The following is a 15,685-nucleotide window of genomic DNA, read 5'->3' as shown; positions in this document are numbered from 1 at the left end:
AATCCTATGCGTATCCACACATCCCTCATTCTTCTGAGCCTCGCGCTCCAAACCTTCGCTGCAAATGCTGCAAACTGGTCGCAATGGCGCGGCCCCAATCGCGATGGTGTGAACCTCGAAAAAGGACTCGCCAATCAATGGCCCGAGGCCGGCCCCAAACTACTCTACAAAGCCACCGGCGTGGGCGTTGGATTTTCCAGCGTAGTCATCGCCGATGGCACCGTGTACACGCTCGGCGATTTGGCCGATGCCTGCTATCTCTTCGCGCTCGATCTCAAGGGCAAACAAAAATGGAAAGCCCGCGTGGGCGATCCCAAAGGCCACCGCGGTTACCCCGGCCCGCGCTCCACGCCCACGGTTGCCGACGGCTTCGTGTATTGTCTCGGCCAACACGGCGATCTGGTTTGCATCAGTGCTGCCGGCAAAGAAGCGTGGCGCGTAAATTTACAAAATGATTTCGGCGGCAAAATGATGAGCGGCTGGCGTTGGAGCGAATCGCCCTTGGTGGATGACGGCAACGTGATCGTCACCCCCGGCGGAAACAACGGCGCCGTGATTGCCCTCAACGCCAAAACCGGCAAACAAGCGTGGCGCTGCGAAGATTGGCAGGACTCGGCCGGTTACTCCTCACTTATCATCCGCGAGATAGGCGGCATCAAACAATACCTCCAACTCACCGGCAACAGCGTGGCTGGCATTGACGCCAGCAATGGCAAGCTGCTGTGGCGCGTCGATCGCCCCGGCAAGACAGCCGTGGTTTCCACGCCTGTTTATCACAAGGGCAACCTCTTCGTATCCAGTGCCTACGGCGTGGGGTGCAACGGGTTTACGGTGGAATATAACAACAGCAAGTTCAGCACCAAGGAAACCTACAAGCATGTCGGCAGCGTGGGCATGGCCAACCACCACGGTGGGGTCATTCGCGTGGGCGATTACGTATACGGCTCCAACGGCAATGCGCTCTCCTGCATCCGGCTCGCCGATGGCAAGGTCATGTGGAACGAACGCAGCGCCGGCAAAGGCGCGATCGTGGTGGCCGATAATAAAATCATCCTCCGCACCGAACGCGGCCCCGTGTCGCTCGTGAAGCTCACCCCCAAAGCCTACGAAGAAGTCAGCCGCTTCAACCAACCGGAACGCACCCGAGCCAAAGCCTGGGCGCATCCGGTGGTGCTCGATGGGAAATTATACCTGCGCGATCAGGATAGTTTGTTTGTTTTTGATGTTAGGGAGTGAGGGGGAAATTACCAAGGCCCAATACCCAAACCCCCAAGGAAATCCCAATGACCAATTCCCAAAGGGGGGCATTGGAGCTCAATTTAATCGCAATGAAAGATCAGTCAGGGGACTTTATTCAACTTTTCCCCATTCTTAAGCCCTCTTAAAATTGCCCCCCTTAATGCAGATCTTTTTGCAGCTCTTTTTGCATTTTCTTTTAATTCGCCGTAGGGATCTAGAATTGGAACTTCGTCAATGGGCTTCCCTCTGTTTTCCGGCCGCCTGAGTTCTTTGGTGCAAAACCGGTGTCGTGCAGCAAATCGGCCAACAATATCATGGTTTACTGGAAATTTTTCGCAAAGTTTTTGGATTCGCATTGGATCCCCCCACCCACCCGGGATAAGCGCATCTCTGCGAATGAGAGCGTGATTGAATTCCTCTGCAATTAGGTTTTTGGCTAATCGATATTTGATCGGGTTTGTTTTTTTGATGGGGCCTAATTTTTTGGTTATCAAATGATACCAAGCGACGGCATCTTCCGGTTGCCGCAACTTGTCTGGAAGCGCGTCGCGAAGCGATGTATATCGCAATGGCACACCATTTTCCTTCACCCCCAACGTCGCAGAAAAATGAAATACGAATGGGTCAGAAACAGCTTTCGCAAGCACTTCAGCCTCCTTTTGCAATTCTGCAGATTTAGCTTGGAACTCAGAATACAAATTGATTTGCAAAGCAATGAGGCAGACTGTGGCAATAATCATTTTTAACCCTTCACTTCTTGTGTTTAACCCGCTTCATTCACCAATGCATCTAGGATCAACTTCCCAAGCGAGAAGCACTAAGTCAATGTAATATATATTTGTTAATACATCTAGTACGTCCTTATGGAATGAAAAATAATTTTCCATTTTCCCTGTTGCTTCCGGAAGGTTTAGATGAAGAAATTTATCAGGAACAAATGGCCCATTTTCCAGACGCCCGAAGTTTGTCCATTCATATTCTGCTAATAGTGGCTCAGTCGAAAATATAGCACCTCCATTCTGATGTGTAATCTCCAAATGGTAGTAGTATTCCATTATTAAAATGTAAGGGTGCATAATTCCTACAGGCGCATGTGAAATGTCGATCATCAATCCATCCGGATGATTGTTGTCCTTTTCAATGAAAATATCGGTAGCCAACGCCCCCAGCCGGACATGAACAAACCCCAACCCATTGTGAAACACTGAATTGTAAGGCACAAATTGAAGCCCAATTCCTTCAACACCTGTTGAATCCATAATGAATTTGAAAACTGAAACGGGATCGTTAACCATCTCCCAAAAAAATGGGAGTGCCTGTAAGGCAATATTGCCAAACCCAAAATCAATGAACCATTCCCCCTCATCATTTGGGAGCAAGAAACCCATTCCCGCTAACACCTCAAGTTCACCAGTAGATAAATCTTCATAATAATTATCACCAGAAGTGTCATTGGGAACAGGCAACTCCTGCGCGCTCAAATTCCACGTGAAGCCAATCAAGGCCACCAATGTCAGTAACGATTTCTTCATAGTTCAGTCCTTCTGTATTTAGGTTAAGGGAGGGCAACACAACGCTCTCCACTTATATATACGCTGAACAAATGTAATTTCTTTCATTTATTTTCAACTATTTTCAGGTCAAAGCCTAAAACTCCGCAAAAACAGGGCTCAAATGAGTTGAAAGATTATTCAGTTTCGAACCCGAAGACACACCTTACACCTCAACGAGGCCCTTGGGCCTTGGTCATTACCCCAACCCCTCTCGCATCGCGGCGAACATACTTTTTCCATCTTCCACCGTCACCGGTTCTTTGTTCGAATCCATATCCTCGCAGAGTTCTTCGGGCAGTTCTTTCAGAAAACTACTCGGCTGACACAGGAAATTTTGGCCGTATTTTTTGCGGTTGAGGCAATGGGAAATGGTTAGCGTTTTCATGGCGCGGGTGATGGCGACGTAGAAGAGGCGGCGCTCTTCGTCGAGCGTGCCTTCCACAGCGGAGCGCGAGTGCGGCAGCAATCCTTCTTCCACGCCCACGAGAAATACGTGCGGAAACTCCAAGCCTTTGCAGCTGTGCGTAGTGATGAGGGTGACCGCGTCGCCGGCGTCTTCTTTGTCCGCCTCGCGATCGGCGTCCAGCGTGATGTCGTCCAGAAACTTACCGAGGCGATTGGCGGGCAACAGCGATTCGCCGCGGTCATCCATTGTGAAAATTATATCGCGCAAATTACGCATTCGATTCTCGGCATTCTCCGGATCCTTTTCGCCTTTGCGCAGCTCGGCGATGTAATTGATTTCATCAAGAAATTTATCCGCCCAACTGGCGAGCGACAATTCAGTTTCATTAAGCGGCGCGCGGAAGTCTTCAACCAACGCCACAAAGGCCTCGATGGATTTCCGCGTGCGCGGCTGAAATTCGTGGATGACAAGATCGTTTTTCATCGCTTTCCACACGGAACAACTGCGCTCTTGGCTCGCGCCGAGCAGGCGTTCCATCGTCACATCGCTCAACCCGCGCGCGGGGATGTTCGCGATGCGCAGCAGGCTGGCGTCGTCGTTGGGGTTGATGAAGGTTTTCATAAACGCGAGAAAATCCCGAATCTCGCGCCGATCAAAAAAGCTTTGACCGCCGATCAAATGATAGCGCACCTCCGCTTTGCGCAGGGCGGTTTCCAGCGGACGCGCCTGCACGTTGGTGCGGAACAAAATCGCGTGATCCTTCCACGGAATGCGCTTGGCCATCCGATGAAACTCAATCTCGTCCACAATCGTGGTGGCCTCTTCCTCTTCATTGGCGAACGCCTGCAATTGCACTAACTCGCCCTCGCCCTTGGCGCTCCATAATTGTTTGGGGCGGCGGCGCGGATTATTTTTGATGACCGCATTGGCGGCATCGAGGATCACGCGGGTGGATCGATAATTTTGCTCGAGCTTGATGACCTTCACCTCGGGGAAATGTTTTTCCATATCGAGGATGTTCGAAATCTCCGCGCCGCGCCAGCCGTAGATGCTTTGATCATCATCGCCCACCACGCACACGTTGCGATGTTCTTTGGACAACAAATGCATCAGCTCGAACTGCGCCGCGTTGGTGTCCTGATATTCGTCCACCATCACATATAGATACCGCGCACGGCATTCCTCCAACGCCTCCGGGAACTCATTAAAAATCCGCAGCGTGAGCACCAGCAAATCATCGAAATCCACCGCATTGGCCGCGCGCAAGGCACTGTCGTAACGCCGCCGAATATGCCCCGCCATCGCGAGGCTATCTTCATTGCCGGGAATGGTTCCATTCGGTCCTGCGTTTTTCAGCCGACTCAGCAATCCCTGCAACTCACGCGCATCGGCTTTCACATCTTTACCGGCGATCGCGCTCAACACTTTTTTCACCACGCCGAGTTGCTCGCTGTCACTGTAAATCACAAAGTTGCGTTTGTAGCCAAGCTTCTCGATGTGCCGCCGCAGAATGCGCACGCACAACGAGTGAAACGTACAAATCGTCGGCTTCAACGGCTTGCCATCATCGCGTGCGCGCGTGCGCGATTTGGGCAAACGCTTGAGTTGCTTCGTCACCCGCTGTTGCATTTCGCGTGCCGCTTTATTCGTAAACGTCACGGCCAAAATATGCTCCGGCGAAATCCCTTTGCTCACCATATGCGCCACGCGATGGGTGAGCGTCCGCGTCTTCCCCGTACCCGCACCGGCCAAGATCAACACCGGCCCGCGAAGGGTCGCGGCAGCTTTGCGCTGTTCAGGATTAAGTCCGGCAAGGTTAGACATGGGCGGAGGGAGTTAAGCGAAGAGAGTCGCCCAAGCCAATCGGAAGTTAGTCACAGGGGGGAAATGAGCAATGACCAAGTTCCAATGCCCAAGCAAATCCCAATCACCAAATCCCAATAAACCTAACTTGCCCTTATTGGGGCTTGGGTATTCCTTGGAATTTGGTCATTGGGCCTTGGTCATTTATTAAGGTCTTCCTCCAAAAACTTCGCCACGTCCTTAAATTTTGGCACGTTGTCGGGATTAATTTCCATTAGCAATTTATGCGCTTCGAGGCTGGCTTCGGTGAGAGCGCGTTTGTCGGCGTGGGAGGATTGGGCCTCTTCAAGTTTCGCATCGCTGGTCTCGAATGGGTTTTTGCCGGTGCCGACGGTGAGGAATTCCATCACGCCGAGGCTGTCGAGAAGATCGATGATTCGATCGCTGGGGTTGAGCAGTTCGATGCGGTCGAGCCGATTAGTCATACTCATCAGGATACCGAGGAAGGTGCTGTCCATATTCACGCACTCGGTGAGATCGAGCAACAACACGCGGCCGCCTTGTTCGCAGGATTGATTGACCACGGTTTTGAAATCCACGCCGGCTGCGAAATTGGCGGGGCCTTCGACCTTGATGCAGGCGATGCCTTTGGCGACGGCGACTTGGAGGCGGGCGCTCATCAGGCGGCCGCTGCGGGGCGTGCGGCGATTTGGGTGAGGGTAGATTGCAAAATAAATGAGTCGTCCAGCGAACTAGAAACTAGTTTGAGGTTGGCTTGCATTAACAGATCCAGCGCGCGAACGAGTTCGGCGCTGGTGTAATTGCGCGCCTGTTGGGTGGCGTTAAATAATACATACGGATGAAGCCCCAGTGGGCTGATCCGGCGATCATCAGGAAATTCGCCGGTGGGCAGCGTATCGAGCTGTGACTTGAATTGCGGGTACGCGTTGGCGGGGCGAATCATATCCGCGTCAAGCAATTCCCGCGCGAAGAGCAGCGAGCGCACTTTACTAATGAGTCCGGAGCAAAGGCCGATGGTGGATTTTTTGCGATCGGTTTTTGCCGCCCACAAATCCTCGTCTAATCGTTTTAAGAGGCGTGGCAGATTGCGATCGCCCAACGCGTCACCCAGCGCGAAGGCTTTCGCGTGTTTGCCGGGCGTGACGATGGCGCGCACGTCGTCGCGGTTTACCTCCGCGCGCGCGCCCACATAGAGCGCCACTTTTTCGCATTCGCTCATTAACGCGCGGCTGTTCGGGCCAACCATTTGCACGAGCTCCGTGGCCGCGCCGTAGTCCGCCTTCACGCTGAGCTTGCGGAGCTTGGCGGTGACGAGTTGCTCGGCTTTGGCTTGCCATTCGCGGTCGTCGGTGGAGAGCGCCTTGAATTCCTCATCGTGGCCCTGCTTGGCGATGGCTTTGTAAAATACTTTTCGCTTGTCGCATTTGCTGGCGCTGATGAGGAGGCGTACGCCTTGCCAATCGAATGCCTTCAACCACGCCGTGAGATCGGCAATGCCGCTGGTGACGTCTTTGGTTTTGGACGTGCGATCGTCGCCCAGAAAATTGCAGTCCTTGAACCACACCACTTTTTCGCCGCCAAAAAACGGAAGCGTATCCAACGCCATCCGCAGGCGGCCCAGAATTTTGGAGGCCTCGCCGCCACTGGCCGCGTGGGCCTCGACGATTTCGTGATCCTCGCCGCCGACATCCGCGCACCAGCCTTGGAAAATCTGGCGCGCGCGCTGGCTCACCGCGAAGTCATCATCGCCGTGCACCAACACCAACGGCACCTCCGGAAGCGAGGGCGCCTTATTCGTCTTCTGATTCTTCGCTGGCACCTTCGTTGATTTGTTCAAGAAATTCGCTCATATCCTCCACCTCTTCAAACAGGCTGGCCGACACGTACACCGGAATTTTCTGCGCCGTCGCAATCGCCAGGCAATCGCTCGGGCGCGCGTCCAGCTCCACAATCTTGGAGCCCAGCTCATTTTCCATTTTCAAAATCGCCCGCGCGTAATACGTCGAGTGCTTCAGCTCCGTGATCACCACCCGCTCCACTGCAATGCCGAACCCCTGAAACACGTTGCTCAGCAAATCGTGCGTCAATGGCCGTTCCTTTGGCGCCTCGCGCAGGAAATTCCCAATCACCGCCGCCATATTGGTTTCCACTTGGATAATAAAAACCTTCTCCTCATTCCCCAAAAAAATCGCAGCCCCGCTATTGGCGGGAAGAATCCCACGAATCTGTACCAAAATGACGTCCGCGTTCACGGCCCCAACCTACGCCCGCCGCCGCCGATTGACAAGCCCTTGCCGTCTGCGGCAGGATTCGGCTCTTGGATTTTCGGGAAAAAATACTGACCGCCGACACGCTACCCGTCTGGCGCGGTGCCCTCCGTGCCGAGGGCCGCACCCTTGCCGCCACCAACGGCTGCTTCGATATATTGCACGCCGGCCACGTCAACTACCTTCAATCCGCCCGCAACGAAGCCGATGCCCTCATCGTGGGCCTCAACAGCGATCGCTCCATCACCGAGCTCAAAGGCCCCGACCGCCCCATCCACACCGAGGCCGACCGCGCCGCCGTCATCGCCGCACTCGAATCCGTTGACGCCGTTTATATCTTCGACGACCTCCGCGCCACAAACTTCCTGCAAATCACCCACCCCGATGTCTATATCAAAGGTGGCGATTACACCATCGACCAACTCCCCGCCGAAGAACTCGCCATCATCCGAGCCCAAGGCGGTGACATCCTCGTCATCGGTCACCTCCCCGGCAAATCCAGCACCGAAATCGCCAAACGCATTTTGGAGGGTTAATTCCCCGCAAAAAACCCCACCACTGTAGCGGCGGTCACAGACTGCCGCTACAATTCCCCAAAATAACGCAAATCTTCCAACCTCCTGAACCGCCGAAAACCCAACCCACAAAATTGCCCTGAAGGGGCAACGCCCCGGGAACCGAAGGCAAAATAACAGAGCCCTGAAAGGGCGAAACACACACCACACCGCCCTCCTCCATTCAATCCAAATACAAAAAGTCATTCACAGGTTTTTCTCAAGCCGCAGCTAACTATTTTAGTGAAGTCAGTCATTTTTTCAAAAATTTTCTCAACACTGTATTTGTTGATTATTGTCATTTTTTATTGTGTATCACTATTTTAGTGATTCATCTATTTTCACGTTTTTTACTCCGCACTTTGTTCCGCTCACCACTTGACAATTTCCGGAATTGGGGCCACTTTGAAAATAGTCACAAGCTCGGATATTAAATATGACTGACCTGTCAAAATATCGTGTGAGGCTGCATCGGATCAATCGTGATGATTCCACTTCATACTGCATTTGGGATGCCGCCACTTGTTCACTTGCTGATTCCAATGGCACTTCCCCACCAATTACATCCATCACTTTCCCATCCAAATAACCACCCCCCAATAATGCGCCCCATTTACATCATCTTTTGCGTCGCCGGAATCTTCATTGGAATCTTCGGATCCGTAATGGTGATGACCCACAATCAACCGGCTACTCCTGACCGGGAGGGCCCCGTCACGGCCAAGGATCGGATGGAGCAATTGCGCTCTGATGCAAATAAACGCACACGCGAAGACCGCGACCAGAAAGCCATCGGTGCTGGGCTGCAAATCCTCGATTCTTTAGAAGTGGGCATCGAGGCCGAGGAAATTATTGAAAAACTTAAGACCGTTAAAATAGACAGTCCCAAGCATATTCAGCGCCGAATCATTCATTACTTTGAAAGCTTGGTTGACTTGGATGAAGAAGCTATCCCTGCAATTCAAGCATTTCTCAACGAATCCGTTGACTTGGATTTCACGAAGGAAAAATTCATGCTCAAATATCTCGAGCGGAATAATGCCAGTCTGTTGTTGTCCGATGACTCGCGGATTCAGCAACGAGTTAACAGATCAGACGTCAGCGACAAAGACAAACCCGGCCAGGTTAGCTTTTTCAAAAGTCTGAGACCATTGCCTGATTTGAAACGGTTGATCATGCCGAAATTTACATTGCCGTATAGCATGCGCTTCGGGATGTTTGAAGTGCTTTACCGTATTGGCGGCAAGTCCGCTGAAGACGCCCTCTTGGAAGCTCTTGGGAAAACAGTTAGAGGCGTTGAAGTGGCTTTGCTGGATGCGTATTTGGAATCGATGATGGATGGCCACAATCATCGTGGATTTGTACTGAAAGCTGTGAAGGAAGTCCTCGCTGATGACCCCGTAATTCCAGACCCCACCAACATAGATCATAACTCCAAACTTTATCTGTACTCTTTGCTAGTGAAATACAACGACAAAACCCAAGTGAATTTTGCCAAGAAGAACATCATCAACTCATCCGGCAGGCTCAATCCATTCGCAGTCAAGCTATTGATCGCCAGTTCAGGGCCGGATGCCATGGAACACCTCCACAGTCTATATACAGGTGGGAGGCTGGAAAACCAATGGGATAAGCGGACCCTGAGGGAGATGAGCCTGCCATATACAGGCTACAACAATCACGCGAACAATATCATGGTACAGGCAATCAAGGACGCCCAATACCGCAACGATAAATACACTGAAAAAGACGTTATTTTGGCATTGAACGGGGCTGTTTTGCTGCCAGAAGGCACGGACAGGTTTACTGTCGATTTGGCAGTAATGGAAAACCGCCTCAACTTACTCAAGCAACTCAAGCCGATTATCAATCCGGGTAACAAAAAGGCGAACGGAAGAATCAACCAATACATTTTCTCGATAAACCACTTACTAGAAACCAGAAAATCCAGTAAACAATGAAAACTAAAAATAAACTCATCATAACCGCATCTCTGCTTGCATGCTTAAACACAGCTTCAGCCGATGTGGGGACAAACGATCCTTACATTGATTATGCTCCTTCAACCCCTCCAACAGATGAAGGCTACCCAGTTGAATATGCGCAATCATCGCCTCCCGGCCCCAATGCGGGCCCCCTTAAAGATCCGTATTCCTCCGACATTTTCGACCCAACTCTCGCAGGCGAAATTTTTGTTGGTGCTGGGGGCATACAGGATTTACTTGGCAATCCAGTTGATGATGGTATATTTGACTGGTCAAATTTCTATTCTCGCGGCAATGATGATCCCGCCGAAATAAGAATTTTCGGCGGGCAATTCAGCTCTGGCCACATTGCAGTAACCTTAAGAACAGACACTTCTGATTGTAAAATTGTTCTTAAAAAGTGCGAAGGAAATGTAGCCTTACAATTCAAATATGATGCGCATACTCTCAATCCTAGGCAGCATGATGCATTTTTGGGTTTAGGGTCACGGTTTGGTATAGATGTAACCGAAGGGCCAGGAAATGACTTGCCGACAATGACCGTTCTTACTCCACGTGATTTGAAATTCCCCGCAATGGTAGCCCTCAGGGGCACAATTGACTTAGGAAAAATCCCTTGTTCAGAAGGAAAAATTGCGGGTGTTTCCGAAATCAAATTTAATCCTAGAAGAATTCCAAACGGATTCAATGATGACATAGAACCACAACAGATAATAACATATAGTGCTTCGACCCAAGAATGTGGCAAAGTGTCGGCGGATATCAGTGCTCGTCAGGTTTTTGTCCGCCCAGGAGGAGTTGCCGTTCCCTTGAGACACATTGGAAGCACTTATTTGTTTGGCCCGTTCCAAGAACCATACCCAGAAAGAAGGTAAGCACACGTACTCGGAGTCTTTTTGATGAAAATTAAAAAAACAATGGCCAGATTGGGGCTGCTTACGATGATTGTGATAACCTGCTCCTGTCATTCTCCTAGTATTGTGGAAGCAATCAAGGATAATGACATGCGCTTACTCAACCGGCATTTAAAAGGTAGCGTTTCGCCCAATGCCAAGGTGCCAGAAAGTAGCGGGCGGTATTCTGGATGGACCTTGCTTGGGGTGGCCTGCAATGAGGGGCGAATTGATATCGTGAAGCAATTGATTCAATCCGGAGCTGACGTTAACCAAATGTTAGAACGGTTTCATTTTTATCCATTAGGAATAGCCGTTCACCAAAAGAATCGGGAATTGATCAAACTGCTCATATCTTCCGGCGCAAGACTTGGCAATGTGGACAACCCACTGTTGTACGCGGTGCTTAGGGGAGACCATAAAAGCATTTCTATTCGCGCGGTAAACTCGGCTAACTTTCGTCAAGAATCGCGGAGCGCGCTCAGTTATGCAATAATGTTAAGGGATGATGTCGCCATCCGTCTGCTTCTGGATAACCTCCCAGCCGGGCACAAGGTCCACTTTGCCAACCGATCCCCCATGATGATCGCCATTCACAGGAATGACATAAAAGAATTCAACCGATTGCTCGAAATTGGGTCGCCCGTTGAAGAAGGGGCTAATCCGTCGGGATTCTACAGTTACACTCCCTTATTAGCCGCCGCAAGACTTGGGCGAATTGATATGGCCAAGGCACTGCTTGAGAAAGGAGCCAATCCTAACGTGTGCCATCGCGATATCGGCACACCCTGCAATTTGGCCATCGAACATGGAGACATCGAGATGTTGGAATTGCTGCTCAAAAACGGAGCTGACCCGAACTATAACAAGCAAGATCAGCCCCTCCCGTTAAGCACTTCAGTTTTCAGGGACAATTTTGAGGCAACCCAATTATTGCTGAAATTCAAGGCAAACAAAAATTTGAAGGGTAAATTCGATGCCACCCCCATTTCACTAGCTTCCGAACACGAACGCCACAAAATCCTAAAGGTTCTGAATGGGAATTAGAAGCTCACACTAAACCCATGCCCCCCTGAGAGCTCGGCAATAACTTTTGAAGCAATTGTTTGTTATAAATTCAAATTGACCAATGCCCCAACCATTCCCAGCTCCAGAAGCGAAGGCTGAACTGTTCAACCAGAACATTTCTGGATTTCCATTATTTTTTGACAAAGCTAAACCAAGGATAATTGCTTCCGATCCATTCTCATTTTTTGAACATTTGATCGCAATTTCTCAAATTGGAAAACCTGATAAAACAAGAGCTTTGGCTTTCGTTCAGCAAGCCTTTGATTTTTATTCCGCTGCTGAGCTTCACCAGTCCAGCACGAAGCCATTGCTTCTTTATTATTCTTTTTTAAACTTGACCAAAGTTTTATTACTCTTAAAAAGCGCACAAATCCCACCAGCTGCAAAGCACGGCATTTCAAATCCAAAGAAAAACAACAAGCAAAAATTCAGACTGGAAGGACAGAGTATAAAAATTGAGAAAAAGGCAAAAGACTGCTCCCAGTTATTTCCCGAAATATTCAATGCAGTCGGGGGGCACATTCCCAAGAATAGTGAGATCAAGGTCTTAGACGTAATAATGCAAATCCCCTCAATTCACAGAACTTATTCTAAAATCACTGAAAAGGCTGATATTTTCTATCCGATAAAGAGAATTAATGTGCTCAGGTTTCAAAATAAACTCTGGATGCGGTCTGTAATAAAAAAAACTGTGGGCAATGATGCAAATGTTCTGCGTGGGGTGAAGAGGCTTAAACGATTTAAGTCCATTTTCAGGCAGGTTGCTTCAAGCGAACAAAACGAGATATGGTTTGAATCAAAAAAATATGAATATAACGGACCTTCATTAAATAAAGCATTGTTAAAACTCTCATTTGACGCTAAGCAAGCGTGCATCAACCCCATTCTCACTAAGAACGGTTATATTTATTATTTTTCAAGGGCATCTGAAAAATTATACATGCCTCATTTATTGGCAGCTTATGCCTCCATTTTTTACTTTGGATCGATAACACGTTATCATCCCCATGTATTCGATAAATTAAGAGAGGGAAAGTATGGTTGGCTTTGCGAAGAGCTTTTAGAGACACAGCCAACTCAACTATTGTATTTGATGGCTAGTGAAGGGGCGGGGGTTGACGTTGTGAAACCATTTGCGATTACCAGTTGAATTTTGAAAACTATCCTCTCCATCGACGGCGGCGGGATTCTGGGTTTGATTCCGGCGTTGGTGTTGGCGGAGGTGGAGCGGCGGACGGGGAAGGCGACGTGCGAGTTGTTTGACTTGATGGCGGGGACTTCCACCGGCGGCATTCTTTCGCTGGGGTTGGCCTTGCCGGGTGAGGATGGGACATCCCCCAAGTATTCCGCCGAAGCGTTTTCGGAGATTTATCTCAAAGAAGGCAAACGCATTTTCCCCAAATCCGTCTGGCGCGGTGTGTTCACGGGGAAGGGTTGGGCGGAGGAAAAGTATTCTTCGCAGGGTTTGATGGATGTGCTGGAAGAAAAATTGGGGGACGCACCTCTCGGCAGCGCGTTGACGCCGGTTTTGGTGACGAGCTATGATATCCAAAACCGGGCGCCGGTGTTTTTCAAAAGTTGGCGTGATGATTGGCGGACGGTGATGATGCGCGAAGCCGCACTGGCCACGGCGGCGGCGCCCACTTATTTTGAACCGGCACTCATCCCCGCCAACGGCAAAATGCTTGCTCTGGTCGATGGCGGTATTTACATCAATAACCCCGCCCTCTCCGCCTACGCGGAACTCAAACGCCTGAATGCCGAGGCGGAGGATCCAGTCACGGATGAGGATTTGTTCGTCGTTTCCATCGGCACCGGCGAGTGCGCCCAACCGATCCCGTACGAGGAAGCCAAAGACTGGGGCAAGCTGGGCTGGGCAATGCCGATCCTCAACTGCGTGTTCGATGGCGTGAGCGATGCGGTGAATTATCAAATGAAACATCTGTTGGGAGATAACTTCATCCGCTTCCAAATTCCGTTGGACAAGGAAACCGAAGCGATGGACGACGCCAGCGATGCGAACCTCGAACGCCTCCAATCCTTCGCCCATCGCCTCATCATCACCCACGAAAAAGAAATCGAAACTTTGTGCGAACGATTGGCTCCGCAAAACACCGAACCGGTTGAGGTGGTTTAATCGGGACGATAGTCATGCGCGTTCTCCAAGGGCCAATGTAGCCCGGGCCAACGGCCCGGGCTACAACGACCAAGGCGGTTTTGGAGAAACCGCCCTACCTTCCCTAACCTTCCACACCGTTGCGGGCCCATTTTTATTTCCGGCTTGCCACGTGCCGCCTCTCTCGGGCAAGGTCGCCTATGGCAGCCAAGTCCAATTCTGATGACACGGATTCGCAGTTTTATTTAAACGCGGATACCTTCTTCCCGCGCCACGCCAATACGGGCCTTACGTTTGACGACGTCACGCTGGCCACGCAGTTTTCACAAATCCTCCCGCGCGATACGGTTCTGGACACGCGATTGGCGGAAAATCTGGAACTGCATTTGCCGATTATTTCGGCCGATATGGATACGGTGACCGAGCACGCGATGGCCATCGCGATGGCGCTCAAGGGCGGGCTGGGGCTTGTGCATTATAATATGCCCGAGAAACAGCAGCTCAAGGAAGTGAGTCGCGTGAAGAATCACGTACACGGATTGATTCAGGAACCGATCACCGTGACGCCCGATCTTTCGGTGGGCGATGTGCTGGAGCTGATCGAGGAGCAGCGTTACACGTTCAGCACCTTTCCGGTGGTGGACGACGCGGGCAACCTCACCGGCTTGCTTTCTGGCAGCGTGGTGAAGCCCCGCTACGCCGACCGCCGCGTGGGCGAGGCGGCCATCCCACGCGCCAGTGTGCACGCCATCACGCAAAAAGAACTCGAGCCCGATCCCATCAATGTGGCCGACCAGTTTTTTACCGATCATCCGGGCATCAATAAATTATTGGTGGTGGATAATGACGATCATTTGAAAGGGCTCTTCACCCTCAGTGATGTGGAACGCATCGCGCTGGAAAAAAGCGCCCAATTCAAACCGGCGCGCGATGGGGAATTTCGTTTGCTCTGCGGCGCAGCCGTTTCCGCCACGCGCACCAAAGCGGGCGAACTGGATCGCGACCGCATCACCGTTCACGTGGGCGGATTGCTCGAACGCGGTGTGGATGCGGTCGCCGTCTCCACCGCGCACGGCCACACGCAAGGGGTCGGCGATTCGGTGAAGCTCATTCGCGATGCGTTTCCGGCATTGCCCATTATCGCCGGTAACGTCACCAGCGCGGCGGGCGTGGAATACCTTGCCGACTGCGGCGCCAATTCTATCAAGGTCGGCCAAGGGCCCGGCTCCATTTGCACCACGCGCATCGTCGCCGGCGTGGGCATCCCGCAACTCACCGCGCTGTACGTGGCGGCCAAAGGCGCGAGGGCCAAGGGCGTCACCGTCATCGCCGATGGCGGCGTGACCAAGAGCGGTGACATTGTCAAAGCGCTCACGCTATCGGACGCGGTAATTTGTGGCGGGTTGCTCGCGGGCTGTCAGGAATCGCCCGGCGACATCGTGGAGATCAGCGGTAAACGCTACAAACAATATCGCGGGATGGGCAGCCTCGCCGCGATGAAAGCCGGCAGTGCCGCCCGCTACGGCCACAGCACCAAAGACACCACCCGCAAAATCGCCGCCGAAGGCGTGGAGGCGTTAAAGGAAGTTTCCGGTTCAGTCGACCAAGTGCTCACCCAAATCACCGGCGGAATCCAAAGCGGCCTCGGCTACCTCGGCGCGGCCAACCTTACCGAGCTGCAGGACAAAGCGCGCTACCTAAGAATCAGCGCCGCCAGCCAACACGAGTCCAAGCCACACGATGTGATCGAAGTGAAAGCGGGGAACTGAGGGAAAACGAC

14 protein-coding genes are annotated in these 15,685 nt (G+C 51.5%); 8 read left to right on the top strand and 6 right to left on the bottom strand.

The features are described 5' to 3' along the window. Nucleotides 1–6 precede the first annotated feature (6 nt). Nucleotides 7–1,236 carry a PQQ-like beta-propeller repeat protein gene (locus H8E27_14095; protein MBC8326746.1) on the top strand — a complete coding sequence of 410 codons (1,230 nt, stop codon included), beginning with the start codon at nt 7–9 and terminating at the stop codon, nt 1,234–1,236. 104 nt (nt 1,237–1,340) lie between these two features. Here the strand turns inward: H8E27_14095 and H8E27_14090 are convergent, their stop codons facing one another. The 6 genes from H8E27_14090 to H8E27_14065 form a co-directional block, all read right to left on the bottom strand. Then, complete coding sequence (locus H8E27_14090; GenBank protein ID MBC8326745.1) at nt 1,341–1,979, bottom strand: hypothetical protein; 639 nt, start codon at nt 1,977–1,979, stop codon at nt 1,341–1,343. A gap of 33 nt (nt 1,980–2,012) precedes the next feature. Next, complete coding sequence (locus H8E27_14085) at nt 2,013–2,771, bottom strand: hypothetical protein (GenBank protein MBC8326744.1); 759 nt, start codon at nt 2,769–2,771, stop codon at nt 2,013–2,015. Between the two features lie 217 nt (nt 2,772–2,988). Then, a complete protein-coding gene (locus H8E27_14080) occupies nt 2,989–5,022 on the bottom strand; it encodes a UvrD-helicase domain-containing protein (GenBank protein ID MBC8326743.1) in 2,034 nt (677 codons plus the stop codon). Between the two features lie 179 nt (nt 5,023–5,201). Further along, on the bottom strand, nt 5,202–5,681 hold the full coding sequence (locus tag H8E27_14075) for an STAS domain-containing protein (GenBank protein ID MBC8326742.1): 480 nt from the start codon (nt 5,679–5,681) through the stop codon (nt 5,202–5,204). Next, a complete protein-coding gene (locus H8E27_14070) occupies nt 5,681–6,841 on the bottom strand; it encodes a DNA polymerase III subunit delta (GenBank protein MBC8326741.1) in 1,161 nt (386 codons plus the stop codon). The genes H8E27_14075 and H8E27_14070 overlap by 1 nt, the downstream gene beginning before the upstream one ends. Next, complete coding sequence (locus H8E27_14065; protein ID MBC8326740.1) at nt 6,813–7,274, bottom strand: bifunctional nuclease family protein; 462 nt, start codon at nt 7,272–7,274, stop codon at nt 6,813–6,815. Before H8E27_14065 ends, H8E27_14070 begins: the two co-directional genes overlap by 29 nt. Before the next feature lie 65 nt (nt 7,275–7,339). On the opposite strand from H8E27_14065, the gene H8E27_14060 reads away from it, so the two are divergent. The 7 genes from H8E27_14060 to H8E27_14030 all read left to right on the top strand — a co-directional run bounded on the left by H8E27_14060 (nt 7,340) and on the right by H8E27_14030 (nt 15,674). Beyond that, complete coding sequence (locus tag H8E27_14060) at nt 7,340–7,825, top strand: adenylyltransferase/cytidyltransferase family protein (protein ID MBC8326739.1); 486 nt, start codon at nt 7,340–7,342, stop codon at nt 7,823–7,825. Between the two features lie 503 nt (nt 7,826–8,328). Next, nucleotides 8,329–9,804: a hypothetical protein gene (locus H8E27_14055; protein ID MBC8326738.1), complete on the top strand. Its 1,476-nt coding sequence runs from the start codon at nt 8,329–8,331 to the stop codon at nt 9,802–9,804. Then, nucleotides 9,801–10,703 (top strand): hypothetical protein, encoded by a 903-nt coding sequence (locus tag H8E27_14050; GenBank protein ID MBC8326737.1) that lies wholly within the window; start codon nt 9,801–9,803, stop codon nt 10,701–10,703. The genes H8E27_14055 and H8E27_14050 overlap by 4 nt, the downstream gene beginning before the upstream one ends. A gap of 24 nt (nt 10,704–10,727) precedes the next feature. Continuing rightward, a complete protein-coding gene (locus tag H8E27_14045) occupies nt 10,728–11,768 on the top strand; it encodes an ankyrin repeat domain-containing protein (protein MBC8326736.1) in 1,041 nt (346 codons plus the stop codon). Nucleotides 11,769–11,850: 82 nt separating this feature from the next. After that, nucleotides 11,851–12,939, top strand: coding sequence for a hypothetical protein (locus tag H8E27_14040; GenBank protein MBC8326735.1), 1,089 nt, complete (start codon nt 11,851–11,853; stop codon nt 12,937–12,939). Nucleotides 12,940–12,942: 3 nt separating this feature from the next. Then, nucleotides 12,943–13,926: a patatin-like phospholipase family protein gene (locus tag H8E27_14035; protein ID MBC8326734.1), complete on the top strand. Its 984-nt coding sequence runs from the start codon at nt 12,943–12,945 to the stop codon at nt 13,924–13,926. Nucleotides 13,927–14,105: 179 nt separating this feature from the next. Then, nucleotides 14,106–15,674 (top strand): IMP dehydrogenase, encoded by a 1,569-nt coding sequence (locus H8E27_14030; GenBank protein ID MBC8326733.1) that lies wholly within the window; start codon nt 14,106–14,108, stop codon nt 15,672–15,674. Nucleotides 15,675–15,685 lie beyond the last annotated feature (11 nt).

Source organism: Limisphaerales bacterium (genome assembly GCA_014382585.1).
Classification (GTDB): domain Bacteria; phylum Verrucomicrobiota; class Verrucomicrobiia; order Limisphaerales; family UBA1100; genus JACNJL01.
The sequence above is the reverse complement of the archived record's forward strand: the minus strand, read 5'-3'. Positions and strand labels throughout refer to the sequence as shown.

Excerpts from the sequence above, each read along its gene's own strand:
- H8E27_14045 (MBC8326736.1), top strand. The coding sequence starts at position 10,728 with ATGAAAATTAAAAAAACAATGGCCAGATTGGGGCTGCTTACGATGATT.
- H8E27_14075 (MBC8326742.1), bottom strand. The coding sequence starts at position 5,681 with ATGAGCGCCCGCCTCCAAGTCGCCGTCGCCAAAGGCATCGCCTGCATC.
- H8E27_14030 (MBC8326733.1), top strand. The coding sequence starts at position 14,106 with ATGGCAGCCAAGTCCAATTCTGATGACACGGATTCGCAGTTTTATTTA.
- H8E27_14095 (MBC8326746.1), top strand. The coding sequence starts at position 7 with ATGCGTATCCACACATCCCTCATTCTTCTGAGCCTCGCGCTCCAAACC.
- H8E27_14055 (MBC8326738.1), top strand. The coding sequence starts at position 8,329 with ATGATTCCACTTCATACTGCATTTGGGATGCCGCCACTTGTTCACTTG.
- H8E27_14050 (MBC8326737.1), top strand. The coding sequence starts at position 9,801 with ATGAAAACTAAAAATAAACTCATCATAACCGCATCTCTGCTTGCATGC.
- H8E27_14080 (MBC8326743.1), bottom strand. The coding sequence starts at position 5,022 with ATGTCTAACCTTGCCGGACTTAATCCTGAACAGCGCAAAGCTGCCGCG.
- H8E27_14085 (MBC8326744.1), bottom strand. The coding sequence starts at position 2,771 with ATGAAGAAATCGTTACTGACATTGGTGGCCTTGATTGGCTTCACGTGG.
- H8E27_14090 (MBC8326745.1), bottom strand. The coding sequence starts at position 1,979 with ATGATTATTGCCACAGTCTGCCTCATTGCTTTGCAAATCAATTTGTAT.
- H8E27_14040 (MBC8326735.1), top strand. The coding sequence starts at position 11,851 with ATGCCCCAACCATTCCCAGCTCCAGAAGCGAAGGCTGAACTGTTCAAC.